Source organism: Streptomyces odontotermitis (assembly GCF_050510915.1).
In the GTDB taxonomy this organism is placed as follows: Bacteria; Actinomycetota; Actinomycetes; order Streptomycetales; family Streptomycetaceae; genus Streptomyces.
The window spans coordinates 64406-90734 of the sequence record NZ_JBNJLS010000017.1; the positions used below are offsets into that span (position 1 = coordinate 64406).

21 protein-coding genes are annotated in these 26329 nt (G+C 71.4%); 12 read left to right on the forward strand and 9 right to left on the reverse strand.

Annotated features, from left to right (window positions below):
* Position 1: 1 nt before the first annotated feature.
* Positions 2–1069: an NAD(P)/FAD-dependent oxidoreductase gene (locus ACQB60_RS33695; RefSeq protein WP_496929907.1), complete on the reverse strand. Its 1068-nt coding sequence runs from the start codon at positions 1067–1069 to the stop codon at positions 2–4.
* The gene (locus ACQB60_RS33700) at positions 1066–2034 is read right to left on the reverse strand and encodes a cucumopine synthase-related protein (RefSeq protein ID WP_496929908.1); all 969 of its coding nucleotides are present in this window, start codon (positions 2032–2034) and stop codon (positions 1066–1068) included. The genes ACQB60_RS33695 and ACQB60_RS33700 overlap by 4 nt, the downstream gene beginning before the upstream one ends.
* Positions 2035–2282: 248 nt before the next feature.
* On the opposite strand from ACQB60_RS33700, the gene ACQB60_RS33705 reads away from it, so the two are divergent.
* Together ACQB60_RS33705 and ACQB60_RS33710 are read left to right on the forward strand one after the other, a co-directional pair.
* Positions 2283–2753, forward strand: a complete 471-nt coding sequence (locus ACQB60_RS33705; RefSeq protein WP_496929909.1) for an SRPBCC family protein — start codon at positions 2283–2285, stop codon at positions 2751–2753.
* Positions 2754–2783: 30 nt separating this feature from the next.
* Positions 2784–4826 carry a thioredoxin domain-containing protein gene (locus ACQB60_RS33710; protein ID WP_496929910.1) on the forward strand — a complete coding sequence of 681 codons (2043 nt, stop codon included), beginning with the start codon at positions 2784–2786 and terminating at the stop codon, positions 4824–4826.
* A 49-nt stretch (positions 4827–4875) separates the two neighbouring features.
* On the opposite strand, the gene ACQB60_RS33715 is transcribed toward ACQB60_RS33710, so the two are convergent.
* The 3 genes from ACQB60_RS33715 to trhA all read right to left on the reverse strand — a co-directional run bounded on the left by ACQB60_RS33715 (position 4876) and on the right by trhA (position 7989).
* A complete protein-coding gene (locus ACQB60_RS33715) occupies positions 4876–5520 on the reverse strand; it encodes a TetR/AcrR family transcriptional regulator (RefSeq protein WP_496929911.1) in 645 nt (214 codons plus the stop codon).
* An 11-nt stretch (positions 5521–5531) separates the two neighbouring features.
* Entirely contained in the window at positions 5532–7115 is a 1584-nt protein-coding gene (locus ACQB60_RS33720; RefSeq protein ID WP_496929912.1) for an MFS transporter, read from the reverse strand.
* Positions 7116–7260: 145 nt separating this feature from the next.
* Positions 7261–7989 carry a PAQR family membrane homeostasis protein TrhA gene (gene trhA / locus ACQB60_RS33725; RefSeq protein WP_384846393.1) on the reverse strand — a complete coding sequence of 243 codons (729 nt, stop codon included), beginning with the start codon at positions 7987–7989 and terminating at the stop codon, positions 7261–7263.
* Between the two features lie 277 nt (positions 7990–8266).
* Between trhA and ACQB60_RS33730 the strand changes: the two genes are divergently transcribed.
* Complete coding sequence (locus tag ACQB60_RS33730) at positions 8267–10081, forward strand: phosphoenolpyruvate carboxykinase (GTP) (RefSeq protein WP_496929913.1); 1815 nt, start codon at positions 8267–8269, stop codon at positions 10079–10081.
* Between the two features lie 170 nt (positions 10082–10251).
* Positions 10252–11673 carry an Ig-like domain repeat protein gene (locus tag ACQB60_RS33735; RefSeq protein WP_496929914.1) on the forward strand — a complete coding sequence of 474 codons (1422 nt, stop codon included), beginning with the start codon at positions 10252–10254 and terminating at the stop codon, positions 11671–11673.
* Positions 11674–11816: 143 nt separating this feature from the next.
* On the opposite strand, the gene ACQB60_RS33740 is transcribed toward ACQB60_RS33735, so the two are convergent.
* Positions 11817–12230, reverse strand: coding sequence for an SCO4983 family protein (locus tag ACQB60_RS33740; protein ID WP_496929915.1), 414 nt, complete (start codon positions 12228–12230; stop codon positions 11817–11819).
* Between the two features lie 136 nt (positions 12231–12366).
* A complete protein-coding gene (locus ACQB60_RS33745) occupies positions 12367–13578 on the reverse strand; it encodes a pyridoxal phosphate-dependent aminotransferase (protein WP_384846387.1) in 1212 nt (403 codons plus the stop codon).
* 213 nt (positions 13579–13791) lie between these two features.
* Between ACQB60_RS33745 and ACQB60_RS33750 the strand changes: the two genes are divergently transcribed.
* Together ACQB60_RS33750 and ACQB60_RS33755 are read left to right on the forward strand one after the other, a co-directional pair.
* On the forward strand, positions 13792–14676 hold the full coding sequence (locus ACQB60_RS33750; protein WP_496929916.1) for a S1 family peptidase: 885 nt from the start codon (positions 13792–13794) through the stop codon (positions 14674–14676).
* 152 nt (positions 14677–14828) lie between these two features.
* Positions 14829–15671 (forward strand): trypsin-like serine peptidase, encoded by an 843-nt coding sequence (locus ACQB60_RS33755; protein ID WP_496930032.1) that lies wholly within the window; start codon positions 14829–14831, stop codon positions 15669–15671.
* Between the two features lie 3 nt (positions 15672–15674).
* Here ACQB60_RS33755 and ACQB60_RS33760 read toward each other — a convergent pair whose 3' ends face one another.
* Together ACQB60_RS33760 and ACQB60_RS33765 are read right to left on the reverse strand one after the other, a co-directional pair.
* The gene (locus ACQB60_RS33760; protein ID WP_496929917.1) at positions 15675–17297 is read right to left on the reverse strand and encodes an N-acyl-D-amino-acid deacylase family protein; all 1623 of its coding nucleotides are present in this window, start codon (positions 17295–17297) and stop codon (positions 15675–15677) included.
* A gap of 188 nt (positions 17298–17485) precedes the next feature.
* Entirely contained in the window at positions 17486–18847 is a 1362-nt protein-coding gene (locus tag ACQB60_RS33765) for an amino acid deaminase (RefSeq protein WP_496929918.1), read from the reverse strand.
* A 184-nt stretch (positions 18848–19031) separates the two neighbouring features.
* Here ACQB60_RS33765 and ACQB60_RS33770 point away from each other — a divergent pair, with 184 nt between their 5' ends.
* The 6 genes from ACQB60_RS33770 (at position 19032) to ACQB60_RS33795 (ending at position 26316) form a co-directional block, all read left to right on the forward strand.
* Entirely contained in the window at positions 19032–20021 is a 990-nt protein-coding gene (locus ACQB60_RS33770; protein ID WP_496930033.1) for a sugar kinase, read from the forward strand.
* Positions 20018–20776 carry an IclR family transcriptional regulator gene (locus ACQB60_RS33775; RefSeq protein WP_496929919.1) on the forward strand — a complete coding sequence of 253 codons (759 nt, stop codon included), beginning with the start codon at positions 20018–20020 and terminating at the stop codon, positions 20774–20776. The genes ACQB60_RS33770 and ACQB60_RS33775 overlap by 4 nt, the downstream gene beginning before the upstream one ends.
* Positions 20777–20783: 7 nt before the next feature.
* Positions 20784–21212: a RidA family protein gene (locus tag ACQB60_RS33780; protein ID WP_496929920.1), complete on the forward strand. Its 429-nt coding sequence runs from the start codon at positions 20784–20786 to the stop codon at positions 21210–21212.
* Positions 21213–21335: 123 nt separating this feature from the next.
* On the forward strand, positions 21336–22859 hold the full coding sequence (locus tag ACQB60_RS33785; protein ID WP_496929921.1) for a GntP family permease: 1524 nt from the start codon (positions 21336–21338) through the stop codon (positions 22857–22859).
* Positions 22860–22935: 76 nt separating this feature from the next.
* A complete protein-coding gene (locus ACQB60_RS33790; RefSeq protein ID WP_496929922.1) occupies positions 22936–26064 on the forward strand; it encodes an ABC transporter substrate-binding protein in 3129 nt (1042 codons plus the stop codon).
* 27 nt (positions 26065–26091) lie between these two features.
* Positions 26092–26316: a hypothetical protein gene (locus ACQB60_RS33795; protein WP_496929923.1), complete on the forward strand. Its 225-nt coding sequence runs from the start codon at positions 26092–26094 to the stop codon at positions 26314–26316.
* Positions 26317–26329 lie beyond the last annotated feature (13 nt).

Sequence of the window (26329 nt, forward strand, 5' to 3'; positions counted from 1 at the left end):
GTCAGTTGCCTTCCTTGCCGAGGTAGAGGTCGCGGACGAGCTCTCCGGCCGCGGGCGCCTGGCACAGTCCCTGGCCCGAGAACCCCGCCGCGTAGAGGAAGGGGCGGGAGGGGGCGCGGCCGATGAGGGGGAGTCCGTCGGGACTGGCGTCGAGGGCACCGCCCCAGCCGCGGCGCAGCCGGATGCCGTCGAGCGCCGGGTAGGTGGTGCCGAGCTGCCGCGCGAGCCGCTGGAGCCAGGCGTCCCGGGACTCGCCGTCCTGGGGGCGGCCCATCCCGACGAGGATGCGGTCCTTCCAGGCGCGGATCCGCAGGCTGGAGGGGTGCAGCGTCATCGGCAGGGCGCCGGCCGGCTGTGCCGGAGGGTCCGTGAGGAGCAGTTCGATGGGCTCCGGGGCCACCGGGAGCCGGACGCCCGCCAGCGCGGCCACCTCTCCCGACCAGGCGCCGGCCGCGCAGATGACGGTGCCCGCGAGGATGCTGCCCGCCGGGGTGTGGACCCGCCCGTCGGGGTCGATGCCGGTGACGGGGGTCTCCGTGCGCAGGACCGCCCCGGCCTCCTGGGCCGCCGCGGCGTAGCCGCGCACGATCGCGACCGGGTCGCAGGAGTACGCCTCGGGCGACCAGGCCGCCGCCAGGATCGTGCTCTCGTCGAGCAGCGGGTTCAGCTGTGCCGCCTCGGCCGCGGACACGAGCTGGACGTCCACGCCCGCCTCGCGCTGGGCGGCGTGGTCCCGGTGGAACTCCTCGACCTGCCGCTCCTCGGTGAACAGCACCATGAAGCCGACGCGCTCCAGGCCGAGCGGGGTTCCGGTCCGTTCGGCGAAGGACCGGTACGCGGCCATGCTGCGCACGGCGAGGGCGCCGGTGCGGGCCTCGCCGGGGAAGTAGGTCCGTACGACGTTCGCGGTGGACCCGGACGAGCCCGAGCCGAGCGTGCCGCGCTCGAGCAGGACGGTGCCGACCCCGGCCTCGGCGAGTTCGCAGGCGATCGCGGTGCCGATGACGCCGCCGCCGATGACGAGGGCGTCGGTGCGGTCGGGCAGGGCGCTGTGGGGCAGGGCGCTCATGACGGGCGGACCGCCTCGGCGGAGCGCAGCTGGCGCAGGCCGTCGGTGGCGTCCCACGGGAACAGGTGCAGGTTCCAGCCGCCCAGGCAGTTGATGTAGAGCGCCATCTGGCTGACCACGGCCAGGAAGTCGTCGCGGTCGAGGTCGTCGAGGCAGGCCAGGAAGCGCTGGGTGAAGCCCCACAGCTTCTCCAGGCCGCAGTAGCCGAGGAACTCGGCCGGGACGCCGACCAGCAGCCGGGTCATCTGGCGCAGCGAGTCCATCGGCATGTCCCCGACGGCGGCCCGGACGAGGCCGCCGTAGCTGGCGTAACCCAGCGGGCGGGTCTCGCCGTTGACGAACAGCAGGGTGGGCAGCACCGTCTCGTACGACCCGGCGCCGGAGGGGATCAGGCCCCGGTGCATGTCGTCGAGCTCGGGCGGCGCGGTCAGCCAGATCCGCTCGGTCTCCGCGTACACGTCCTGGAGCAGGCCGTCGGCGGCGGCGTCGGCGGCGGTCAGGCGCGGGATGCTGTGGCCGCCCGCCGTGCCCGCCTTGCGGACCTCGACGAGGATCTCCTTCTTCGTCGAGTAGACCGCGTCCCAGACCGCCTGCGCGGCCTCGTCCAGGGCGGGTATGTCCGCGTCCCGGATCCGGCCCACGGGCGCCGCGGGCATCGGCTCGGTCAACTCGCCGTACTTGATGCCCAGATGCTGCAGCCCCGAGCAGAACACCGTCCCGTTGGGCGCGTCGCGCCGGTCGGCGATGCGCTCGGAGGGGTGTACGTGCAGCAGCTTGGGGATCGGTACGTGGTGGTACAGGTGCTGGCCCGCCACGAGCGCGTGCCCCTGCAGGCTCTGGTAGGGCAGTGACTCCCACAGGGCGTCTGCCAACTCGGGGTTGCGGCCGTCCAGTTCCGCGGTGACGGTGATACCCAGATCAGGCCAGACGATCTCGATGTGCCGACCGGACAAAGACTCAGGCAAGGCTTTCCCTTTCGTACGTGCACAATTCCCGCTCGTTCGACGTGCGTTGAGGAGTAGACAGCCCGCCGGGCGAGGCCAGCCAGTGACGGAAGACACGAAGACTTGTCTCAGTCTGCGGACCTTTTCATAGCTTTCGGCCCTGGCCGGATCTGCACCATCGGCGATGTACTTCCTCGCACAAGGCGCGACGCAGCAAGACGAAGCAAGGTGCTCCCCAAGGGATCCGCCTTGCCTGAAAAGGAGTTCTCGTGGCGATCCAGCGGAAGCACACGATGTTCCACTCGACGATCGTCGAGGCCGACCCGGACACCGTCTGGTCCGTGGTCCGGGACGCCCTCCAGGTGGTGCAGATCGTGTCCGGTCCCGCGGCGAAGGACGTGGGCTGGGCCGACGGCGGCGCGGTGGAGCGGGTGCCGTCGCGCTACGACTTCACGCTGGTGTTCTGCGACGGCCTCGTCCAGCAGGAGGTCGCGGGCCGCAGCGAGGTGGACCGCTCCCAGACCTACCGCGCCATCGCCCCGACGACGGGCGTCGACGCCTATGTGGCCACGATCCGCGTCCGGGAGATCACCAACGACCCGGCCCGCAGCTACTTCGAGTGGTCGCGCGAGCTGACGATCGCCGAGGACCACGACCCGGAGACCGTCGAGGGCATCATCGCCATGATGGAGAAGCAGACCGACGCCATCCGTGACCACTTCGCGGCGCCGAAGAACTAGCGCCCGGACCACTCGTGCGACGATGCCGGTATGAACCGACTGGCCGACTCGCAGTCGCCCTACCTGCTCCAGCACGCCGACAACCCGGTCGACTGGTGGCCGTGGTGTGACGCAGCCTTCGAAGAGGCCCGCAGGCGCGGGGTGCCCGTCCTCCTCTCGGTCGGGTACTCCGCCTGCCACTGGTGTCACGTCATGGCCCACGAGTCGTTCGAGGACGCGGAGACCGCGGCGCTCATGAACGAGAAGTTCGTGAACATCAAGGTGGACCGCGAGGAGCGGCCCGACGTCGACGCCGTCTACATGGAGGCGGTGCAGGCCGCGACGGGCCAGGGCGGCTGGCCCATGACGGTGTTCCTGACCGGGGACGCCGAGCCCTTCTACTTCGGTACGTACTTCCCGCCCGAGCCGCGCCACGGCATGCCGTCCTTCGCCCAGGTCCTGGAGGGCGTCCACCAGGCGTGGACGGGGCGGCGCGAAGAGGTCGCCGAGGTCGCGGGGAAGATCGTTGCGGACCTCTCGGAGCGCCGCCTCGGGCTCGGTGAGGGCGGCCTTCCCGGCGAGGAGGAGCTGTCGCAGGCGCTGCTCGGCCTGGTCCGGGAGTACGACGCGACGCACGGCGGCTTCGGCGGCGCGCCCAAGTTCCCGCCGTCCATGGTGATCGAGTTCCTGCTGCGCCACCACGCCCGCACCGGCGCGGAGGGTGCCCTGCAGATGGCCGCGGACACCTGTGAGCGGATGGCGCGCGGCGGCATCTACGACCAGCTCGGCGGCGGCTTCGCCCGCTACTCGGTGGACCGCGAGTGGGTGGTGCCGCACTTCGAGAAGATGCTGTACGACAACGCGCTGCTGTGCCGCGCCTACGCCCACCTGTGGCGCGCCACCGGCTCGGAGCTCGCGCGGCGCATCGCCCTGGAGACCGCGGACTTCATGGTGCGCGAACTCCGTACGAACGAGGGCGGGTTCGCCTCCGCGCTCGACGCCGACAGCGAGGACCCCGCGACGGGCGCCCATGTCGAGGGCGCCTACTACGTGTGGACCCCGGAGCAGCTGCGCGAGGCCCTCGGCGACGCGGACGCCGAGCTGGCGGCCGCCCACTTCGGCGTGACGGCCGATGGCACCTTCGAGAAGGGCGCCTCGGTTCTTCAACTGCCCCAGCGGGACAGTGAGTTGGCCGACGCCGGGCGGATCGCCTCCATCCGCGAGCGGCTGCTCGCCGCGCGCGCCGAGCGCCCCGCGCCCGGCCGCGACGACAAGGTGGTCGCCGCCTGGAACGGCCTCGCCGTCGCCGCGCTCGCCGAGACCGGCGCCTACTTCGGCCGCCCGGACCTGGTAGCGGCCGCGGTCGCGGCGGGCGACCTCCTCGTACGTCTGCACATGGACCCGCGGGCGCGGCTCGCCCGCACCTCCAAGGACGGGCAGGCCGCCGCCAACGCGGGGGTGCTGGAGGACTACGCGGACGTCGCGGAGGGCTTCCTCGCGCTCGCGTCGGTGACGGGGGAGGGGGTGTGGCTGGAGTTCGCCGGGTTCCTGCTCGACCACGTCCTGGACCAGTTCACGGACCCGGAGACCGGCGCCCTCTTCGACACGGCCGCCGACGCCGAGCGCCTCATCCGGCGCCCCCAGGACCCCACCGACAACGCCACCCCGTCCGGCTGGACCGCCGCCGCCGGAGCCCTGCTCTCGTACGCCGCGCACACCGGCTCCGAGCCCCATCGCACCGCCGCCGAGCGGGCGTTGGGCGTCGTCACGGCCATCGGCCCGCGCGCCCCGCGCTTCATCGGGCACGGCCTCGCGGTCGCGGAGGCCGCCCTGGACGGGCCGCGCGAGGTGGCCGTGGTCGGGGCGGTCGGCGGCTCGCTGCACCGGACGGCGCTGCTGGGGAGGGCGCCCGGCGCGGTGGTGGCGGCGGGTCCGGCGGGCGGCGCGGACGCGGCCGAGCTGCCGCTCCTGGTGGACCGGCCCGAGGTGGACGGCAGGGAGACGGCGTACGTGTGCCGGAACTTCGTGTGCCACGCGCCGACGACGGACGCGGAGCAACTGGCCGAGCAGCTGGACCCGTTGAGCGGGAAGTAGCAGGAAGTAGCAGGAAGTAGCGGGAAGCAGCGAGAAGGAGGGGGCGGGCTCAGTCCGTGAGTCCGCCCTCGAACGCCACCAGGACCCGGTCGACCAGGTCCCGCAGATCGTCCTTGTAGCCGTTCTCCCCCCAGTAGATCGACGCCTCCAGAAGCGCGCCGACGATGCCCATGCAGTACGCGCGGACCTCCAGGTCGTCGGCGTCGCGGCCGGTGCGGTCGGCCAGGACCTGGCACATCATGCGGCCGGTGACCGACATGGACTCCAGCATCCGGGAGCGCACCGCGGGCGAGTCGATCATCAGCTGGGTGCGGATGCGGGTCTCGTCCGTGCGGTCCATCGCGTCGTAGACGCTGAGCGTCACGGAGCTGCGGATGACGTGCCGCAGCGAGGCGAGGAACGGCTCGTCCGCGGGCCGGGCCCGCAACTGGGCCTCCATCAGCGAGTCGTACTCGTCGGTGAGCACGATGTCTTCCTTGGTGGGGAAGTACCGGAACACCGTGCTCGGCGAGACCTCCGCCGCCTCCGCGATCTGCTCGACGGTCGTCGCGTCGTACCCCTGCTCGGTGATGAGCCGGTACGTCGCCGTGCGGATCGCGACGCGGGTCTTCTGCTTCTTCCGCTCGCGCAGGCTCGGCTTCGGGGCGGCGGGAGCGGCTGCGGCGGAGTCGGGGGTGCGTGCGGTGGCGGCCATGTCGGTCATTGTCAGGCATCCAGCCGGGCCGCGGCCACGTCGGCGGCCGGGTCCGGCCCGTCGCCCGGAGCGGCGGCGGTGTCCTGCTCCCCGGCCGTGTCCTTCGGCAGCAGGGCCGCCGCGAGCAGCGCCGTGACCAGGGCGGCGACGCCGATGACGACCAGCGCGACGGTCATGCCGTGGATGTACGCGGAGTCGGCGGACGCCGCGAGCGCGTCGTTGCCGAGCCGGCCGGCGACCAGGTGTGCGCCGACCACGGAGTCCCCGGCCGCGTCGGCGGCCTGCTCCGGGAGCCCGGCCACGTCGAGCCGGTCGCTGTACGCGCTCGCCAGCAGTGAGCCGAGCAGCGCGATGCCGAGGGCGCTGCCGACCTGGCGCACCGTGAGGAGCAGGCCCGAGCCGGAGCCCGCGCGGTCGGCGGGCAGCGCGTTGATGGCCGCGGTCATGGGCGGCACCATCGCGAAGCCGAAGCCGAGCCCGGTGATGGCGAGCCAGAGCGCGGCGAAGCCGTAGCCGGAGTCGACGGTGGTGCGGGCGCCGAGGAACGCGGCGAAGGACAGCGTGACGAGCCCCGCGCTGATCACTCCGCGCGAGCCGAACTTCGCGACCAGCGGCGGCGCGCCCTTCGCCGCGACGAGCAGCCCGCCCATCATCGGCAGCAGCCGCACCCCGGTGCCGAACGCGTCGTGGCCGAGCACGGCCTGCAGGTACTGGGGCAGCATGAACATCAGGCCGGAGAGCACGAACATCCCGAGCGTCGCGGCGAGGGTGTTGAGCAGGAAGCCGCGCCGGGCGAGCAGCGCCAGGTCCAGCATCGGCCGCACGCGCCCCCGCTCCCGTACGACGAGAAGAGCGACAAGGACCGCCGAGGTGCCGAACAGCGCGAGGCACAGCGGGTCGCCCCAGCCGCGGTGCGGGGCCTCGATGACCGCGTAGACGAGGGCGCCGAGCCCGCCCGCGGTGAGCGCCGTGGAGAGCGGGTCGACCCTGGGCGAGGACGGGTCGTGGGTCTCGGGCAGCAGGAAGAGGCAGGCGGCGATGCCGATGGCCACCATCGGGACGTTGATCAGGAAGATCGAGCCCCACCAGAAGTGGTCGAGGAGCCAGCCGCCGACGATCGGCCCGAGCGGGATGCCGAGCGCCGAGGAGGCCGTGACCGCGCCGATGGCCTTGGCGCGCTCGGCGGGCGCGAACAGCGAGGGCAGCACGGACATCGCGAGCGGCATCACCAGGGCGCCGCCGACGCCCATCACGGCGCGGGCCACGATGACGGGCGCCACGTCCCCGGCGAGGGCGCCGACGAGCGAGCCGGCGAGGAAGACGCCGAGCCCGACGATGAGCATCCGGCGCCGCCCGAAGCGGTCGCCGAGCATTCCGGCCGGGAGCATCAGGGCGGCGAAGACGACGACGTAGGCGTCGGCCATCCACTGCTGCTGACCGGTGTCGGCGCCGAGCTGCTCGGCCATCGTCGGCAGCGCCACGTTCAGGATCGTCATGTCGAAGCCGAGCACCAGCATGCTCGCGACCAGGGCGCCGAGCGCCCACCAGCGACGGGGGTTCTGCTGCACCTCGGCAGCCTGAGTGACAGTAGCCATAAAATGAGAGTAGCTCTCAAAAGATGGCTACTGTCAATGGGTCTGCTTCCCTCGGGCACACGAAAAGTGGCCGCGGCTCCGAGGAGCCACGGCCACCGAAGGGGCGTAGGGATGAGGGGGGGGAAGAGGGGAGGGGTGGGAAGGGTCAGGCGTGCTGGTAGGCCACCAGCGAGATGCCCACGTAGTGGACGGCGAAGGCCGCGAGGGTCAGCGAGTGGAAGACCTCGTGGAAGCCGAAGAAGCGGGGGGAGGGGTTGGGGCGCTTGATGCCGTAGATCACGCCGCCCACGCTGTAGAGGAGGCCGCCGACGATCACCAGGACGAGGACGGCGATGCCGCCCGCGCGCATGAAGTCCGGCAGGAAGAAGACCGCCGCCCAGCCCATCGCGATGTAGCACGGGGTGTAGAGCCAGCGGGGCGCGCCGACCCAGAAGACGCGGAAGGCGATCCCGGCCACGGCTGCGCCCCATACGCCCCAGAGCAGCCACTGCCCCTTGGCCTCGGGGAGCAGCAGCATCGTCAGGGGCGTGTACGTCCCCGCGATGATCAGGAAGATGTTGGAGTGGTCGAGTCTGCGGAGCACGCCGTCCATCCGGGGGCTCCAGTTGCCCCGGTGGTAGAGGGCGCTGACGCCGAAGAGGAGGCAGGCCGTCAGGGCGAAGATGCCGCAGGCGATGCGGCCCCGGGTGGAGTCCGCGAGTGCGGTGAGCACCAGGCCGGAGACGAGCACCGCCGGGAACATGCCGGCGTGCAGCCAGCCGCGCATCATCGGCTTCACCGGAAGCGGCTTCGCCGGATGCGGAAGGGGGAGCGCTGTCGAACCGGGGCCCGTGGCCGGGGAGTTCGTGATCGCGTCGGGGACGGGAGCGGTCATATGCGGCATCGTACCTACGGAACCGTAAGTTACACATCAGGCTGCCGTGAACGCAGAGCCTACAAGTGGCGAGCCTCACGTGGACATCCCAAGGTAGCGAGTGGTGATGGTCACTTTGCTCAGGTGTGAGGCCCTCTGGACATATGCGCGGTCCCGTCGGATGATCAAATGAGTGTGGTCGGTACCGGATGAGCGCCAATGATCGAGTACGTGAATGCGTCCGGACCGTGGCCCCCAAGGGGCACAACAAACAAAACCCCTCGCTTTAGGAGCAATCGTGGCGCGCGACATCGCGGCTCCCCCCACCAACCACCAGGGCCTCATCTCCTGGGTGAACGAGATCGCCGAACTGACCCAGCCGGACAGCGTGGTCTGGTGCGACGGGTCCGAGGCCGAGTACGAGCGCCTGGCAGAGGAGCTCGTCGCCAAGGGCACCTTCAAGAAGCTCGACTCGATCAAGCGCCCCAACTCCTACTACGCGGCCTCCGACCCGACCGATGTCGCGCGCGTCGAGGACCGCACCTTCATCTGCTCCGAGAAGGAAGAGGACGCGGGACCGACCAACCACTGGAAGGCCCCGGCGGAGATGCGGGACGTCTTCGCCGGTGAGAAGGGGATCTTCCGCGGCTCGATGCGCGGCCGGACGATGTACGTCGTGCCGTTCTGCATGGGTCCGCTCGGCTCGCCGCTGTCCGCGATCGGCGTCGAGATCACCGACTCCGCCTACGTCGCCGTCTCCATGCGCACCATGACCCGCATGGGCCGGCCGGTCCTGGACGAGCTCGGCTCCGACGGCTTCTTCGTGAAGGCCGTCCACACGCTGGGTGCGCCGCTCGCCGAGGGCGAGGCGGACGTCCCCTGGCCGTGCAACAGCACCAAGTACATCTCGCACTTCCCGGAGTCCCGCGAGATCTGGTCGTACGGCTCCGGGTACGGCGGCAACGCGCTGCTCGGCAAGAAGTGCTACGCGCTGCGCATCGCCTCCGTCATGGCGCGGGACGAGGGCTGGCTCGCCGAGCACATGCTGATCCTCAAGCTGACGCCGCCGCAGGGCGAGTCGAAGTACGTCGCCGCCGCGTTCCCGTCCGCCTGCGGCAAGACCAACCTCGCCATGCTGGAGCCCACGATCTCCGGCTGGACGGTCGAGACGATCGGTGACGACATCGCCTGGATGCGGTTCGGCGAGGACGGGCGGCTGTACGCGATCAACCCGGAGGCGGGCTTCTTCGGCGTCGCGCCGGGCACCGGCGAGCACACCAACGCCAACGCGATGAAGACCCTCTGGGGCAACTCGGTCTTCACCAACGTCGCCCTCACCGACGACAACGACATCTGGTGGGAGGGCATGACGGAGGAGACCCCGGCCCACCTCACCGACTGGAAGGGCAACGACTGGACGCCGGAGTCCGGCACCCCGGCCGCTCACCCGAACGCCCGCTTCACCGTCCCGGCCTCGCAGTGCCCGATCATCGCGCCCGAGTGGGAGGACCCGAAGGGCGTGCCGATCTCGGCGATCCTCTTCGGCGGCCGCCGCGCCTCGGCGGTGCCGCTGGTGACCGAGTCCTTCGACTGGAACCACGGGGTCTTCCTGGGCGCCAACGTCGCCTCCGAGAAGACCGCCGCCGCCGAGGGCAAGGTCGGCGAGCTGCGCCGCGACCCCTTCGCCATGCTGCCGTTCTGCGGCTACAACATGGGCGACTACATGGCGCACTGGGTCAAGGTCGGCGCCGACAAGGACCAGGCGAAGCTGCCGAAGATCTACTACGTGAACTGGTTCCGGAAGAACGCCGACGGCAAGTTCGTGTGGCCCGGCTTCGGTGAGAACTCCCGCGTCCTGAAGTGGATCGTCGACCGCCTCGACGGCCGCGCGGAGGGCGTCGAGACCCCCATCGGCATCCTGCCGACGGTCGACTCGCTGGACACGAACGGCCTCCAACTGGCCGACGCCGACCTGGAGTTCCTGCTCACGGTCGACAAGGAGGTCTGGCGCGAGGAGGCCGCCCTGGTCCCCGAGCACCTCAACACCTTCGGCGACCACACGCCGAAGGAGCTGTGGGACGAGTACCGGGCGCTGGTGAAGCGGCTCGGCTGAGAGCTGGACGTGACTCCGGGGCCCGCGCAATGGGCGGGCCCCGGAGTCTTCCCGCGGATGGTGTCTGATCCGCTCAGAAGGAACCCACGGACCGTAACCATCAATTGAGCAACTTAACGGCGAGTATTGCGGTCCGCGAGAGCGGCGGCGGCTTAGCCGCAAAGGGGGCGGTGGCGAAGCTGCCCGTCGGGTCGTTCGGGGCGATGGTGGTGGACTCCGCGCACGAGCGCGTCTACTCACCGACGGCGGCAAGAGCCCCCACCGACAAGGCGGTCTCCGGGATGGCGCTCAGCGCGGACGGCGCGACGCTCCAGGTGTCGCAGTCCGACCGGATCCTGAGCTTCGACACGGCGACGCAGGCCAAGAGCGGCGCCGCGTTCACGTCGTACGACGTGACGTGCGGCCGTGAGCTGGCGGTGGCGGGCGGCAAGACGTGGTACACGGAGACGCCGTACTACGAGCCGTACTGCGACCGGGCCGACAACAACACGTCGCTCAACCAGGTCGGCGACCCCTATCCGATCGGGACCGGCTGGAGCGCCCAGGGGCGGCTGAAGCTGGCGGCGGGGCCCGAGGCGCCGGACCGGCTCGTGATGGGGCAGTCGGGCGCGGGGGACACGGCGAACCCGTTCCTCACCACGTTCGACGCGAGCGGCGGGACCCTCGTGCGGGGGCCCCAGCGGCGGTTCGCGGACGCCGAGGGCAAGGGCGCGCTCGACCTGGCGGACATCGCCCAGAGCGCCGACGGCAAGTACGTGGCGCGGGGCGCTGCCGCCTCCGGCAGCACACCCGATCTGCTGATCCAGCCGGCCGACCCGGCGGACGGCACGGCGCCGCTGGAGTTCGCCTTCGAGAGCGAGCTCGACGGCGCGCGGGTGGTGCCGCGGGGGCTCGGCTGGGCCGCGGACGGCTCGCGGCTCTTCGCGGTGACCGCGGGCGGCGGCTACTGGCTGCACGTCATCAAGCCGCCCGCCGCGCAGTACGACTCCCGCTTCACGGGCGCCCTGACCACCTCGCCGTCGAAGCCCGTCGTCGGTGAACCGCTGGGCATCCGCGGCAAGTTGGAGCTGGCTGGACCTGCGCCCGCGGAGCCGGTGAAGGTCACGGCGGTGCGCAAGGACGCCGACGGCACGCAGGAGGTGGCGGCCGCCAAGGTCGCGGCCGACGGCAGCTTCACCGTCCTCGACGTGCCGGACCGCGTCGGCGAGGCCACGTACACGCTGCGGTTCCTCGGCGACGTCACGCACCGCCCGGCCGAGGACGTCACGCTCACCGTGGACGTGGCGAAGGCCCCGACGGCGATCGGGCTGACGGCGCCCGCCGAGGCGACCCGCAAGGGCGGCGTCGAGATCACCGGCAGGCTGACCGGCCAGGGCCGCGCGCTGCCGTCCGGGATCGCCCTGAAGGTGACCCGCACGGACCGCTCCGGCACGACGGGCGAGCTGACGGCGGCGCAGGTCGCGGCCGACGGCACGTTCAGGCTCAGGGACCTGCCGGGCAAGCGGGGCAGGACGGTGTACGAGGTGAGCTACGGGGGCGACGCGCTGCACGCGGGCTCGTCGGCGCAGGCGACGGTGAAGATCACCGCGTAGTGCCCCTCGTACGGGACTCGGCGCCTTCTCGTACGTGACGAGGGCCCCGCACAGAACTGTGCGGGGCCCTTCACGTAGGGGCACCCGGGCCGCGTGACTGCGGGTACGCGCGGCCCGAGGCCGATGGGGGGGAGCCGTGCGGCTCAGGGGGCGCCCACCAGGTGGCTCGCGGCGGCGTGGGACTCCATGCGCTGGGCCGCCAGGATCGCCGCCCTCGTGTCGGCGCGGGAGGCGGCCACGACCAGGGCGCGGCCCGCGAGGGCGTGGGCGCGCTGGTGCAGGGACGTGAGGTGCGGTTCGTGGATGGCGGTCACCACGGCGGAGCGGACCGGCGGCAGGCCGCCGCGCAGACGGGCCACCTGGGACGCCAACTCCTCCGCGGCGCCGTCCAGTTCGGCATCGGGCGCCAGGGCGCGGAGCTCGTCGGTGACGGCCAGCAGCGCGGCGAGGTGTCCGGCGAGCTGGATGTCCAGCTCCTCCTCGCGGGAGCGGTGCGGGAAGTTCGCGGACGCGTCGGCCATCGAGTGGACCGACTTGGTGCGGATCGGCTCGTACATGGGATGGCCTCCAAGCGGTGCTGGAGCTCCATCCTAGCTTAGATTTCGTCTAAAGTTGAGCGGAGTCTGAAAAACCCTGTGGGGCCGGGCGCTCGCCGCGCCCGGCCCCACGTTCCGTTCCCGCTCGGCGCGAGCGTCACGGCTGGCCGTAGCCGTCCAGGAACTTGCCGATCCGCGTCACCGCGTCCGTGAGGTCCCGCGCCGACGGGAGCGTCACCACGCGGAAGTGATCCGGCTCCGGCCAGTTGAACCCCGTGCCGTTCACCACCATGATCTTTTCGGCCCTGAGCAGGTCAAGGACCATCTGGCGGTCGTCCTTGATCTTGAAGACCTTCGGGTCGAGCCGGGGGAAGAGGTACATCGCCCCCTTCGGCTTCACGCAGGTCACGCCCGGTATCCGGGTCAGCAGCTCGTACGCCGTGTCGCGCTGTTCGAGCAGGCGGCCGCCCGGCAGGACCAGCTCGTTGATGGTCTGGCGGCCGCTCAGCGCGGCGACCACCCCGTGCTGGCCCGGCATGTTCGCGCACAGGCGCATATTGGCCAGGATGGTGAGCCCCTCGATGTACGAGGACGCGTGCGCCTTCGGGCCCGAGATGGCCAGCCAGCCCACCCGGTAGCCCGCGACCCGGTACGCCTTCGACATGCCGTTGAAGGTGAGGGTGAGCAGGTCGGGGGCGATCGCCGCCGTCGGGGTGTGCGTCGCGCCGTCGTAGAGGATCTTGTCGTAGATCTCGTCCGAGCAGACCAGGAGGTTGTGGCGGCGGGCGATGTCGGTGAGGCCGCGCAGCATCTCGTCGCTGTAGACGGCGCCCGTGGGGTTGTTCGGGTTGATGATCACGATCGCCTTGGTGCGGTCGGTGACCTTCCGCTCCACGTCGATCAGGTCGGGCATCCAGTCGGACTGCTCGTCGCAGCGGTAGTGCACGGCGGTGCCGCCGGAGAGGGAGACGGCGGCCGTCCACAGGGGGTAGTCCGGCGCCGGGACGAGGACCTCGTCGCCGTCGTCGAGCAGGCCCTGCATCGCCATCACGATCAGCTCGGAGACGCCGTTGCCGATGTAGACGTGCTCGACGTCGGTCTCCACGCCCTGCGTCTGGTAGTTCATGACGACGGCGCGCCGGGCGGCGAGCAGGCCCTTCGCGTCGCCGTAGCCGTGCGCGCTGCCGACGTTGCGGAGGATGTCCTCCAGGATCTCCGGCGGGCACTCGAAGCCGAAGGCGGCGGGGTTGCCGGTGTTCAGCTTGAGGATGCGATGGCCGGCCGCCTCGAGCCGCATGGCCTCTTCGAGTACGGGGCCCCGGATCTCGTAGCAGACGTTGGCGAGCTTCGTTGACTGGATGACCTGCATGTCAGCGAGCTTACGGCCGGGTAACGCGGGCCGTCTCGTGTTCTCGGCCACTTCGGGGACCGTGCAGTTGAAGGGGGGAGCACCACCGTGGCGGCGGCCGTCTCAACTGCCGAGATTTCAGGGCCCCTTGCCCTCGGACCACACTGCCCCAAGAATGCGCATGACAAAACCGAAGAAACTTCGGCCACATAGCCATCAGAGGGGACCCCCCACATGAAGAAGCCTCTCGTCGGTGCCGCTTTCGCCGTCCTCCTCATAGGAGGAGCGATGGCGGCGCCCGCGACCGCCGCCGGTCAGGGCGACGCACCCGCGCCCGCGAAGCAGCACCCGGCCCAGCAGAAGCACCAGCAGAAGCCCAAGGCCAAGGCCGTCGACTTCGCCGGGACCGTGGCGCTCAGCAACTGTTCCGGCTCCGTCGTCCGCGTGCCCGACTCCAAGCCCGAGGACCCCGCGCTCGTCATGTCGAACGGCCACTGCCTGGAGACCGGCTTCCCCGGCCCCGGCGAGGTCGTCGTCGACCAGCCCTCGTCGCGCTCCTTCACGCTGCTCGACTCCAGCGGCGGCGACGCCGGGACGGTCAAGGCGAGCAAGGTCGCGTACGCCACCATGACCGACACCGATGTGTCGCTGTACCAACTCACCAGCACCTACGCCGACATCGAGAGCAAGTACGGCATCAAGGCCCTCGAGCTCAACGCCGCGCACCCGGAGCAGGGGAAGGCGATCACCGTCGTCTCCGGCTACTGGAAGAAGATGTACAAGTGCAGCGTCGACGGGTTCGTCTACAACCTCAAGGAGGGCCAGTGGACCTGGAAGGACTCGGTCCGCTACACCCCTGACTGCCAGACCATCGGCGGCACCTCGGGCTCCCCGGTCGTCGACGACGCCACCGGCAAGGTCGTCGCCGTCAACAACACGGGCAACGAGGACGGCCAGGAGTGCACGGACAACAACCCGTGCGAGGTGGACGAGAACGGCAAGGTGACGGTGCGCAAGGGCATCAACTACGCCCAGGAGACGTACATCATCGTGCCGTGCATCGGGGCGGGCAACAAGATCGACCTCGGCCGTGAGGGCTGCACGCTGCCCAAGCCGTAGGTCAGGGGCCACCGGCCACAGGCTGTAGGCCGTACGTCTGAAAAAGGTGGGGGCGCGCCGTCGGTGCGCCCCCACCCTCTTGTCGCGCCGTGTCCCGCCCCCAAGAATGCGCATGCCAACTCACGAGGTATGGGGGGTACTTGATGAAGAACATGAAGTACGCGTTCGCGGGCGGAGTCTTCGCCCTTGTCCTCGCCGGGACGGGCATGGCGGCGCCCACCGTCGCGGCCGACGCCAAGCCGGTCAAGCCCGTCAAGGCCAAGGCCGTCGACTTCGCCGGGACCGTGGCGCTCAGCAACTGCTCCGGCTCCGTCGTGCGCACCCCGCAGTCCAAGCCCGACGACCCCGCGCTCGTCCTGTCGAACGGGCACTGTCTGGAGACGGGCTTCCCCAGCGCGGGCGAGGTCATCGTCAACCGGCCCTCGACCCGCACCTTCAAGCTCCTCGACGGCGCCGCGAACCAGGTCGCCACGCTCAAGGCGAGCAAGATCTCGTACGCGACGATGACGGACACCGACATCTCGCTCTACCAACTCACCAGCACCTACGGCCAGATCGAGCAGAAGTACGGGATCAAGGCCCTGGAGCTGGAGAGCCGGCACCCGGTGCAGGGGCGGCCCATCACCGTCGTCTCCGGGTACTGGAAGAAGACGTACGCGTGCAACATCGACGGCTTCGTGTACCGCTTGAAGGAGGGCGAGTGGACCTGGAAGGACTCGGTCCGCTACACCTCCGCCTGCAAGACCATCGGCGGCACCTCCGGCTCCCCGGTGATCGACCGGACGACCGGCAAGGTCACGGCGGTCAACAACACGGGCAACGAGGACGGCGAGCGGTGCACGCTCAACAACCCGTGCGAGGTGGACGAGAACGGCAAGGTGACGGTGCGCAAGGGCATCAACTACGCCCAGGAGACCTACCTCATCGTGCCGTGCGTGGGCCCCAAGAGCGTGATCGACCCGAAGCGGCCGGGGTGCGTGCTGCCCAAGCCGTGACGCTCACCCGACCTGCCGACTGCCGGGGGTGCGGCGCACCGACCTGCCCGCCAGGACGTCCGTCCTGCGGCCGTCCTCGATGACGAACTTCCCGTCGACGAGGACGTGCGGGATGCCGGTGGGCAGGGTGCGCGGCGCCTCGAAGGTGGAGCCCGCCGCGACGGTCTCCGGGTCGAAGAGCACCAGGTCGGCCCGGTAGCCCTCGCGGACCAGGCCCCGGTCCGGCAGGCGCAGGCGCGCGGCCGGGCGCGAGGTGAGGTGCGCGACGGTCTCCTCCAGGGAGAGGACGCCGAGGTCGCGCGCGTAGTGGCCGAGGTAGTGCGGGAACGTGCCGTACGCGCGCGGGTGCGGCTTGAAGCCCTGGAGGATGCCGTCGCTGCCGCCCGTGTGCACCGGGTGCTTCATGATCGCGCGGACGTTGTCCTCGTGCCCGACGTGCTGGAGGATGGTGGACCCGAGCCGGTCGTTGATGAGCAGGCGGCGGGCGGTGACCCAGGGCTCCTCGCCGCGCATGGCTGCGGACTGCGCGAGGGTCTTGCCCACGCAGGAGGCGAGCCCGGGGTCGCTCACGCCGGAGATCTCGATGGTGTCCCACTCGATGGGCACGCCGTGGCAGCCGTCGGCGCCGATGACCTCCATGTGGTGGCGGATCCGCTCGGCGGTCGCGTCGTCCCGGAGCCGGTCCAGGATCGCCTCCGGGCCGCCCTCGCTCGCCCAACTGGGCAGCATCGCCACCAGAGTCGTGCAGCCCGGGGTGTACGGGTAGGTGTCCAGGCTGATGTCGGCGCCGCCGGCGAGTGCCTCGTCGAGGAGGGCGAGCAGGTCGGGGGCCTTCCCCTTGTTCACGCCGAAGTTCATGGTGGCGTGGGCGAGGTGCAGGGCGCAGCCGGCGTCGCGGGTGAGGGCGACCATCTCCTCGTACGCCTCCAGGGCGCCGGCGCCGTAGGAGCGGTGGTGCGGGCAGTAGTAGCCGTCGTAGGCCGCGACGACCCGGCAGAGCTCGGTGAGCTCGGCGTCCTTGGCGTACATCCCGGGGGTGTACGTGAGCCCGGACGACATCCCGACGGCGCCCTGCTCCATGCCCTCGGCGACGAGCTGCTTCATGCGGGCGAGCTCCTCGGGGGTCGCCTCGCGGTCGTCCCAGCCCATCGCGTACATGCGGACGGTGCCCTGGGGGATGAGGTAGGCGGCGTTGACGGCGATGCCCTGGCGGTCGAGCCGGTCCAGGTACTCGCCGACGGTGCGCCAGTCGAAGTCGATGTCGTCCCCGTTGCCGTTCCAGCCGGTGATGGCCTTGCGGACCTCGGAGAGGGTGCGGTCGTCGGTGGGGGCGTAGCTGAGCCCGTCCTGGCCGAGGACTTCGAGGGTGACTCCCTGGGCGGCCTTCGCGCTGTGGTCCGGGTCGCGCAGGAGAGCGAGGTCGCTGTGGGCGTGCATGTCGATGAAGCCGGGGGAGAGGGCGAGGCCGTCGGCGTCCTGGGTCCGGGCCGCCGTGGGGCGGGGGCCCGGACCCTCTCGGTGGATCTCGGTGATCCTGCCGCTCTGCACGACCACGTCAGCGCGGTACGAGGGGGCGCCGCTGCCGTCGATGACCTGTGCGTCTCGGATGACCAGGTCCCGGTCCATGGGGGTGCCTCTTTCGTCGCTGGGTGCGGATGGGATTCCCACCCGCACCACTCGTGCGGATCCGTTGTCGGGTGCGGGGGGGGGGCTGGTGGGGGCTGATCGCCGTCGGCGGCTCCCGCGGGGCCCCGCCCCAGAGGGTGAGAAAGGTGAGGGGGCGCCCACGAGTACCGCCCACCCACCCGCAAGGGTCAGAAGTACGTGCGGATGTACTCCGAGACCGTGCCGTCCGACTCGACCAGCGGGATCAGCTGCCACTTGTCGAACGCCGTGCACGGGTGCGACAGGCCGAGGCCGACCCAGTCGCCCACCTCCAGGTCCGCCTCCGGCGTCGTCCGCACCCAGGCGTGCTGGTCGGAGAGGCCCGTCACGCTCACCCCCGTCGCGGCGCGCTCCGCCCCGTCCCGCCGTACGACCTGCGCCTGAGGCAGGTCCAGGTCGTAGGCCGCGTCCCGCTTGCCCGCGTTGAGGAACGCCTGCTCCGGGGAAGGGCGCGAGACGACCTGGGCCCAGAGGCGGAACGCCGGCTGCAGGGCGCCCTCTTCGGGCACCCGGTTGAAGGGCGTCAGGTGCCGGTAGTGGCCGTCGTCGTGGGACACGTACGCGCCCGAGCGGAGCAACTTCAGGACGGGGGCCGAGAGTTCGGGGATCTCCGCGAAGACGTCCGCCACCGCGTCGAACCAGGCGCTGCCCCCCGCGCTCACCACGATCTCCCGCAGGTCCGCGAACCGGTTCGCCTTGTCGAGGTCCGTCAGGAGGGCGACCAGGCGGCGCAGCCACGCGTGCACCCGCTCCGGGGTCGCGTCCGGGACCTCGCCCTCGTACCCGGCGACGCCCACCAGGCGGAGCGTGTCCGCCGCCGCCACCGCGTCCGCGATCTCGAAGCACTCCGCCTCGGTGCGGACGCCCGTACGCGCGCCCTCGCCCGCCGCCAGCTCGACGACCACGTCGACGGGACGGCGCGCGCCCGCCTCGCGCAGCGCGGCGTCCATCAGGGCCACGCCCCGCACCGAGTCCACGTAACAGACGAAGCGGAAGCCGGGGTCGGCGTCGAGCTCGGCGGCGAGCCAGCGCAGGGCGGCCGCGTCGACGAGTTCGTTGGCGAGGAAGACGAAGGGGACGCCGAACGACCGTGCCACGCGCACCTGGTGGGGGACCGCGAGCGTGATGCCGACCGCGCCGTGCGCCTGCTGGCGGGCGAAGAGCTCGGGGGCCATCGACGTCTTGCCGTGCGGCGCGAAGGCGAGGCCGTGGCGGGTCGCGTACTGCTCCATCAGCGCGAGGTTGTGCTCCAGGCGCTCGGCGGAGAGGGCGAGCACGGGCGTGGTGAAGCCGCCCGTGAAGAGGTTGCGGCGCTGGGCGGCGAGCTCGCCGACGGTCAGTCCTTCGGCGTCCGGCGGGAGGGCCTTGAAGCGGTGGTCGATCCGCTCCCCGGCCAGTCGGGACAGGGCCTCGGCGCCTGCGGATGCGACGGACTCGGCGGCCGCGGACTCGGCTGCGGATTCGGCTGCTGAATCGGCGGACTCGACGGACTCGGCGTGCTCGGCGGCCATGCGGCGCCTCCTCGAAAAGGTGCGTTGCGTAATGTGCAACGGTCATTGCGTATGTCGCTTACTGCTGTCTAACATCCGAGCCAACGCCGGGTCAACGGACCCGGAAGCCCGGTGAGGAGTGGGATCGGACGTGACCGCACACGGTGAACTGGGCGACGTGGACGTCGTCGCGCTAGGCGAGTCCATGGTCACGTTTCTGCCCTCCTGTCCCGGCCGCCTCGCCGACGTCCCCTCCTTCGAGCGCGGCATCGGCGGCGCCGAGTCCAACGTGGCCTGCGTCCTGGCCGCCGCCGGACACCGCACCCGCTGGGTCTCCCGCGTCGGCGCCGACGGCTTCGGCGACCACCTCGTCGAGGCCGTCGCCGCGTACGGGGTCGACACCTCCGCCGTGCGCCGGGACCCGGACCGGCCGACCGGCATCTACTTCCGTACCGCAGGGGACCGCGCCACCGACGCGCACGAGGTCGCCTACTACCGCGCCGGATCCGCCGCCTCCGCGATGTCCACGGAGTCGGTCCCGGACGCCGCGCTCCGCTCGGGCCGCGTGCTCCACCTCTCGGGCATCACGCCCGCCCTCTCGGCGGACTGCCTGGACCTCGTCCGCCACCTGTGCGCCCGCCCCGCACGCGGCTCCCTCCTCTCCTTCGACGTGAACCACCGGCCGGGCCTGTGGCCCGACGGCGGCGAGAGGGTCCTCCTCGACCTGGCCCGCGGCGCCGACCTCGTCTTCGTCGGCGAGGACGAGGCCGCCGACGCCTGGGGAGTCACCGGCGGGCCCGACGCCGTCCGCGCCGCCCTGCCCGAGCCGCGGCTCCTCGTCGTCAAGCGGGGTGCCGCGGGCGCCGTCGCCTTCGACGGCGACGGTGACGACACGCGGTACGAGGAGCCCGCGCCGCGCGTCGACGTCGTCGCCGCCGTCGGCGCCGGGGACGCCTTCGCCGCCGGGTTCCTGTCCGCGACGCTGCGCGGCCTGCCCGTCGCACAGCGCCTGCGCCACGGACACCTGATGGCCGCCGCCGCCCTCACCGTCCCCGGCGACCTCGCCACCCCGCCCGCCCGCGACCACGCCGACCGCCTCGCCGCCCTCGACGCCGACGCCTGGGGGAGACTGCACCTCGGCCCCGGCTGGACGGCAGCCGACCACGAGGCCGCGCAGGAGGTACGTACGTCATGAGCCAGACCGTCGACCGCGCCCTGTCCATCCTGCCGCTGCTCGCGGAGGGCCCCGCCGACCTCGGCCAGGTCGCCGACCGCCTCGGCGTCCACAAGTCCACGGCGCTGCGCCTGCTGCGCACGCTCCACGAACACGGCCTGGTCTTCCGCCAGTCCGACCAGCGCTACCGCCTCGGCGCCCGGCTCTTCGCGCTCGCCCAGGAGGCCGTCGAGAACCTCGACGTGCGCGAGATCGCCCACCCCCACCTCCTCGCCCTGAACGAGAAGTGCGGCCACACGGTCCACCTCGCGGTCTACGAGGAGCAGGAGGTCCTCTACATCGACAAGGTGGAGAGCCGCTACCCGGTGCGGATGTACTCGCGCATCGGCAAGCCCGTCGCCATCACGGTCGCCGCCGTCGCGAAGCTGCTGCTCGCCGACTTTCCCGAAGCCGAGCGCCGCGCCGTCGCGGAGAAGCTCGACTACCCCACGTACACGTCCCGTTCGACACCCAACGCCGCTGCCTTCCTGCGGGAGTTGGACAAGGTGAGCGAACAGGGCTGGGCCACCGACCTCGGTGGCCACGAGGAGTCCATCAACTGCATCGGGGCCCCCATCCGCGGTGCGGACGGCCGCGTCGTCGCCGCCATGTCGGTGTCCGCGCCGAACGTCGTCGTCACGGCCGAGGAACTCCTCACCCTTCTCCCGCTGGTGCGCCGCACGGCGGACGCCATCAGCCGGGAGTACTCCGGCAAGTCACCCCTCAAGGAAGCCTGAACCCACCATGACCGAGCAGTCGACGTCGACCGAGAAGATCGCTCTCACCCCGGCCACGCACACCACCCCGCCCGCGAAGTTCTCCCACGGCGTGAAGAAGGGCAACATCCTCCAGGTCGCCGGTCAGGTCGGCTTCCTGCCCGCCGAGGAGGGCAAGGCCCCCACCCCCGCCGGCCCCACCCTGCGCGAGCAGAGCCTGCAGACCTTCGCCAACGTCAAGGCCATCCTCGAAGAGGGCGGCGCGACCTGGGACGACGTGATGATGATGCGCGTCTACCTCACGGACGTGGACCACTTCGCGGAGATGAACCAGATCTACAACGAGTACTTCGAGGAGCAGGGCCTGAAGGCCCCGGCCTCCGCCCGTACGACGGTCTACGTCGGGCTCCCGGCGGGCCTGCTCATCGAGATCGACGCGCTCGCCGTCCTGAGCTGACGCGTCCTCAGCCATCCACCCCCAGCTAGCCGTTCGTCGTCACGGCACGGCGCCCCGACCGCACGGGGCGCCGTGCCGCGATCCCCCCTGCCCCGAAAGCCCCATGCACTTACGAGGTCCCACATGTCCCCGCTGCTCCCGCTCGCCGCCGCGCCCGCCCCACCGGAGCCAGTCCACACCGGCGGAATCCTCACGCTGGTCGACGGCACGGCCGGTCTGCTGACCGTCGCCGCGCTCGGCATCCTCCTGTTGCTCTTCCTGATCATCAAGGTCAGGCTGCAGCCCTTCGTGGCGCTGCTCGCGGTCTCCATAGTCGTCGGCCTCTCGGCCGGTCTCTCCGTCACCGAGCTCTTCGGCACGGTCCAGAAGTCCGACGTCACCTCGGTCATCGAGTCCGGGATGGGCGGCATCCTCGGCCATGTGGCGATCATCATCGGCCTCGGCACGATGCTCGGCGCGATCCTCGAAGTCTCCGGCGGCGCCGAGGTGCTGGCCTCCCGCCTGCTCGGGCTCTTCGGCGAGAAGCGCGCCCCGCTCGCGATGGGCATGACGGGTCTGATCTTCGGCATCCCCGTCTTCTTCGACGTCGGCATCTTCGTCCTCGCGCCGATCGTCTACGCGGCCGCCAAGCGCAGCGGCAAGTCGATCCTCCTGTACTGCCTCCCGCTGCTCGCGGGTCTGTCGATGACCCACGCGTTCCTGCCCCCGCACCCCGGTCCGGTGGCCGCGGCGGGCCTCCTCAAGGTCGACCTCGGCTGGGTCATCCTCATGGGCATCGTCTGCGGCATCCCCGCGGTGCTCGCCGCCTGGGTCTACTCGGCGTGGATCGGCAAGCGCATCTTCGTGCCCGTCCCGCAGGACATGGTCGAGGCGGCGGAGGAGGCGAAGGCGGCGGTCGTGGCGGAACAGCGCGCCGCGGGCGTCGAGCCGACGGAGAAGCCGGTCCCCCTCGGCACCGTCTTCGCGATCATCGGCACGCCCCTGGTCCTCATCCTCCTGGCCACGTTCTCCTCGATCGCCTTCGACTCTTCCCCGAGCTCTTCGACAGGCTCCGAGCAGGGGATGCCCCATTCCGTCCGCTCGGTCATCGAGTTCTTCGGCAGCCCCTTCGTCGCCCTGACGATCGCCCTCCTCATGGCGTACTACCTGCTGGGCATCCGCCGCGGCTGGTCCCGCAAGTCCCTTGAGACGGTGTTCACTTCATCGCTCAAGCCGGTCGGCAACATCCTCCTGGTGGTCGGCGCGGGCGGCATCTTCGGCGCCGTCCTGAAGGCGAGCGGCGTGGCCAAGGCCCTCTCCGACACCTTCCACGACGTGGGCCTGCCGGTCATCGTCCTGGCCTATCTGCTCTCCCTGATCCTGCGCGTCGCCCAGGGCTCCGCGACGGTCGCGATCGTCACGACGGCGGGCATCGTCGCCCCGCTCCTCGCCGAGGGCGACTACTCCCAGGCGTTCGTGGCCCTCGTCATCATGGCGATCTCCGCGGGCTCGATCTTCGCCTCGCACGTCAACGACGGCGGCTTCTGGATGGTCGCCAAGTACTTCGGCATCTCCGAGCGGGACACGCTGAAGTCGTGGACGGTGCTGGAGTCGGTCCTGTCGGTGGCGGGCTTCGCGGTCGCCGCGGTAGTGAGTCTGTTCGTGTAGTCCGTTCCGCGTGTCCGCGTGTGTGCCCTGGGTCAACATGGCCTGGGGCACACGTCGTTGAGACAAGGACCACCGCATGCTGCTACTCATCCTGTACCTCGCTCTCGGCTGTGTGCTGGTGCTCCGCGGCCTGTACCGGATGCGATGGGGCACGCGCTTCGCCAAGGGGCATCCGATCCCGGAGCGCTTCGAGGTGCCGGAGCGGGCCGCCGCCGATCCCCGGCGGTTCGGGGTGCGGATCCTCGTCCACGGCATGGCGCTGATGGGCGTCGGGAACTTCGCCGTCATCACCGCCGTCAGCGCCCTGCTGGCCCGACCCAAGGACGAAGTCCAGCTGTTCGGCGAGCAGTTGAGGCTCTTCTCCGCCTCCTCCAGCCCCTGGCTCGACGTCGCCAAAATGGTCTTCGTCAACTCGGTGGCCGCCGGGATCTATCTGTGGGCCAGGGCCCGGCGCGCGGCACACCGGGACGGGGGAACGGGCGCGGAGCAGCGGGCTCCGCTCAGCGGCGGACAGTCGCGCGCCACCGGTGTGCTCCTGGTCGCCGCGGGCACCCTCCTGAACCTCGCCGTCGTCGCCCTCTGCGTCTGCCTCACCGTCCAGGTGGGCTTCCGGGGCGGCGTGGACGGGCCCCTCCTCATCATCACGCCGCCCGTCGTCGTGTTCCTCTCGCCCGCCCTGTTCACCGTCGGCCTGAACCTGCGCCGCCGCGGCCGCAGACACCTCGTCCGCATCATCACGTCCCCAGGCGAGCTCACCCCCGACGGCTACGTCCTCTACCTCAGGTCCTTCACCGACGACGCGCCCCTGGACCGGCCGCAGCGCCGCGAGGGCTCGGCGGTGATGCACCACTTCCTCATCTCGGGGCGGAGCGAGGAAGAGCAACTCGCCGCCGCCTTACGGGACCTGGGGCCGCTCGTCGCCGTGGGGGAGCCCGGCGAGCGGCTGCCCTACGTGGGCGCGTCCCGCCTGTACCTGCCGCTCGACGACTGGCAGGACACCGTCCGCGACATGATGCTGAACGCCCGCCTCGTCGTCCTGGCCCTCGGCACCGGGCCCGGCACCCTGTGGGAGCTCGTCGAGGCCATGCGGATCCTGCCGCCCGAACGGCTCGTCCTGCTCGTGCCGATGGAGCACGCCGCGTACGACGACTTCCGCGCGATCGCCCGCCGCGAGCTGAGCATCCTGCCCGACCCGCCCCCGCTGCCCCCGTACGCCCCCGACCCCCGCCAGCACAGCCCCGCCATGCCCGCCCGGATCAGGGCGGCCGTCCACTACAGCCGGGCCACCGGCGGCTCCTGGCGGCCGTACTTCGTGTGGCTGGACGCCGAGCTGATGCCGATGGTGCGGTGCGCCGAGTTCCGCGACAAGCTGTACGTCGCCCTCAGGCACGGCCTGCGCCCGGTCGTCGACCACCTGCTCACGGGCAAGGAGAAGACCGGGCAGGTACTGCCGTCCATGGGGGTGCTCCGGCGGCTCGCGTTCGTCCTCGTGGTCGGGGCGGCCGTGGTCACCGGCGGCACGCTCTACTCCGAGCACCACAAGCCGGGCGGCGCCCCGGACGACAAGCCCGCCGCCACGCACGCCACCTACGACGCCGCCTCCCACCGCGTGGTCAACCCCTCCCGCACCCGGGGCGGCACCCTCAGATTCGTCGGCACCGAGGACGCCGACTCCTGGGACCCGCAGCGCGCGGACTACGCCTTCGTACGGGACTTCATGCGGTACTACACACGGCAGCTGGTCACCTACCGGCCCGCCCCCGGCGCGCGCGGCCACGAGCTGGTCCCTGACCTCGCCACCTCGACGGCGCGGGTCGGCGACGGCGGGCGCAGCTACACGTACACCCTGAAGAAGGGCGTCACCTGGGAGGACGGGAGGCCGATCACCTCCCGTGACGTGAAGTACGGCATCGAGCGGGGCTGGGCCCGCGGGACCGCCCCGCCGCAGGGCCCCGCCTACCTCCGTGACGCCGTCGAGTCCGTCACGACCCCCGACTCCCGCACCGTCGTCTTCCATCTCCTCGAACCCGTGGGGGACTTCGAGCAGATGCTGGCGATGCCGGCGGGCTCACCGGCGCGCGCGGACAAGGGCGCGACGGCCGCCGAGGGCACCAGGGACCCCAAGGGCACTGAGGGAGGGTGGCCGTTCTCCTCCGGCCCCTACCGGTGGGACTCCTACCGGCCAGGCCACTCCCTCACCCTCGTCCGCAACCCGCACTGGCGGCGCGCCACCGACCCGGTCCGCACCGCGCTCCCGGACCGGATCACCCTGCGGATCCTCGGCGACCCGGCCGCGGCGGAGCGCGGGCTGCTCGCCGGGACGTACGACCTGAACGTCCTCGGCACCGGCCTCGGCCAGCGGGCATACGACGAGACCCGCGCCGAGGGCCGCGAGAGCTCCCTCGACAACCCGCGGTCCGGATACGTCACGTACGCGGCCTTCGCGGGCGGCGCGAAGCCCCTGGACGACGTGCACTGCCGCCGCGCCGTCATGTACGCCGCCGACCTCACGGCGGCCCGTGAGGCGAGCTCGACCCTGCTCGCCGCCGACGTCGCCACGACCGTGCTGCCGCCCGTGATGCCGGGCAGCCGACCCGACCGCGACCCCTACGGCATCGCCGCCCGCGACGGCCGCCCCGACCTGGCGAAGGCCCGCGCCGAACTCCGCGCGTGCGGGCGGCCGCACGGCTTCACGACGACGATCGTGGCCGCGGCGGACGAGCCGGACCACCGCGCCGTCGCCGTCTCCCTGCGCGAGGCGCTGCGCAAGGCCGGCATCCGCGCGCGGACGACGACGTACGAGGGGACGCGCTCCGCCACCGTCGGCGACCCGGACGTCGTGGCGAGGAAGGGCTACGGGATCGTCGTCGACGGCTGGTACCCCGACCTGCCGTCGGCCCGCACGATGCTGCCGTGGCTGGCGCACTCCGCGTACATCCAGCCGGCCGGCGGCAACCGCAACTACCCGCTCCTGTCCGACCGTTCACTCGACAGGCAGCTCGACGCGGCGATGGCGCAGCGCGACCCCCGCAAGGCGGCGGCCCAGTACGCGGCGGCCGACGCGGCCCTCGCCCGGCACGCGGTCTACCTCCCGGTCACCTTCGAGAAGGAGGTCCGCTGGCGCGCGCCCCGCCTCACCAACGTGTTCACGAGCGTGTCCTTCAACGAGCGCTACGACTACGCGCGTCTGGGTGTACGGAGGTAGGAGGACCTCGTGGCCTATCCTCCTGCGATGGCTGAGATGAAGTGCACACACTGTGGCGCGGCGGAGCTCGAACCGGGATTCCTGGAGGACACAGGGCAGAGCGCCACCGGGTACACACGGTGGATCCAGGGCGCCCTGGAGCGCGGGATATTCGGCGGCGCGAAGAGGATGGGCCGGCATCGCTGGCAGATAGACGCGCACCGGTGCCGGATGTGCGGGCACCTGGAGCTGTTCGCGGTGCAGCCGGTCTAGCCGGTCCAGCCGG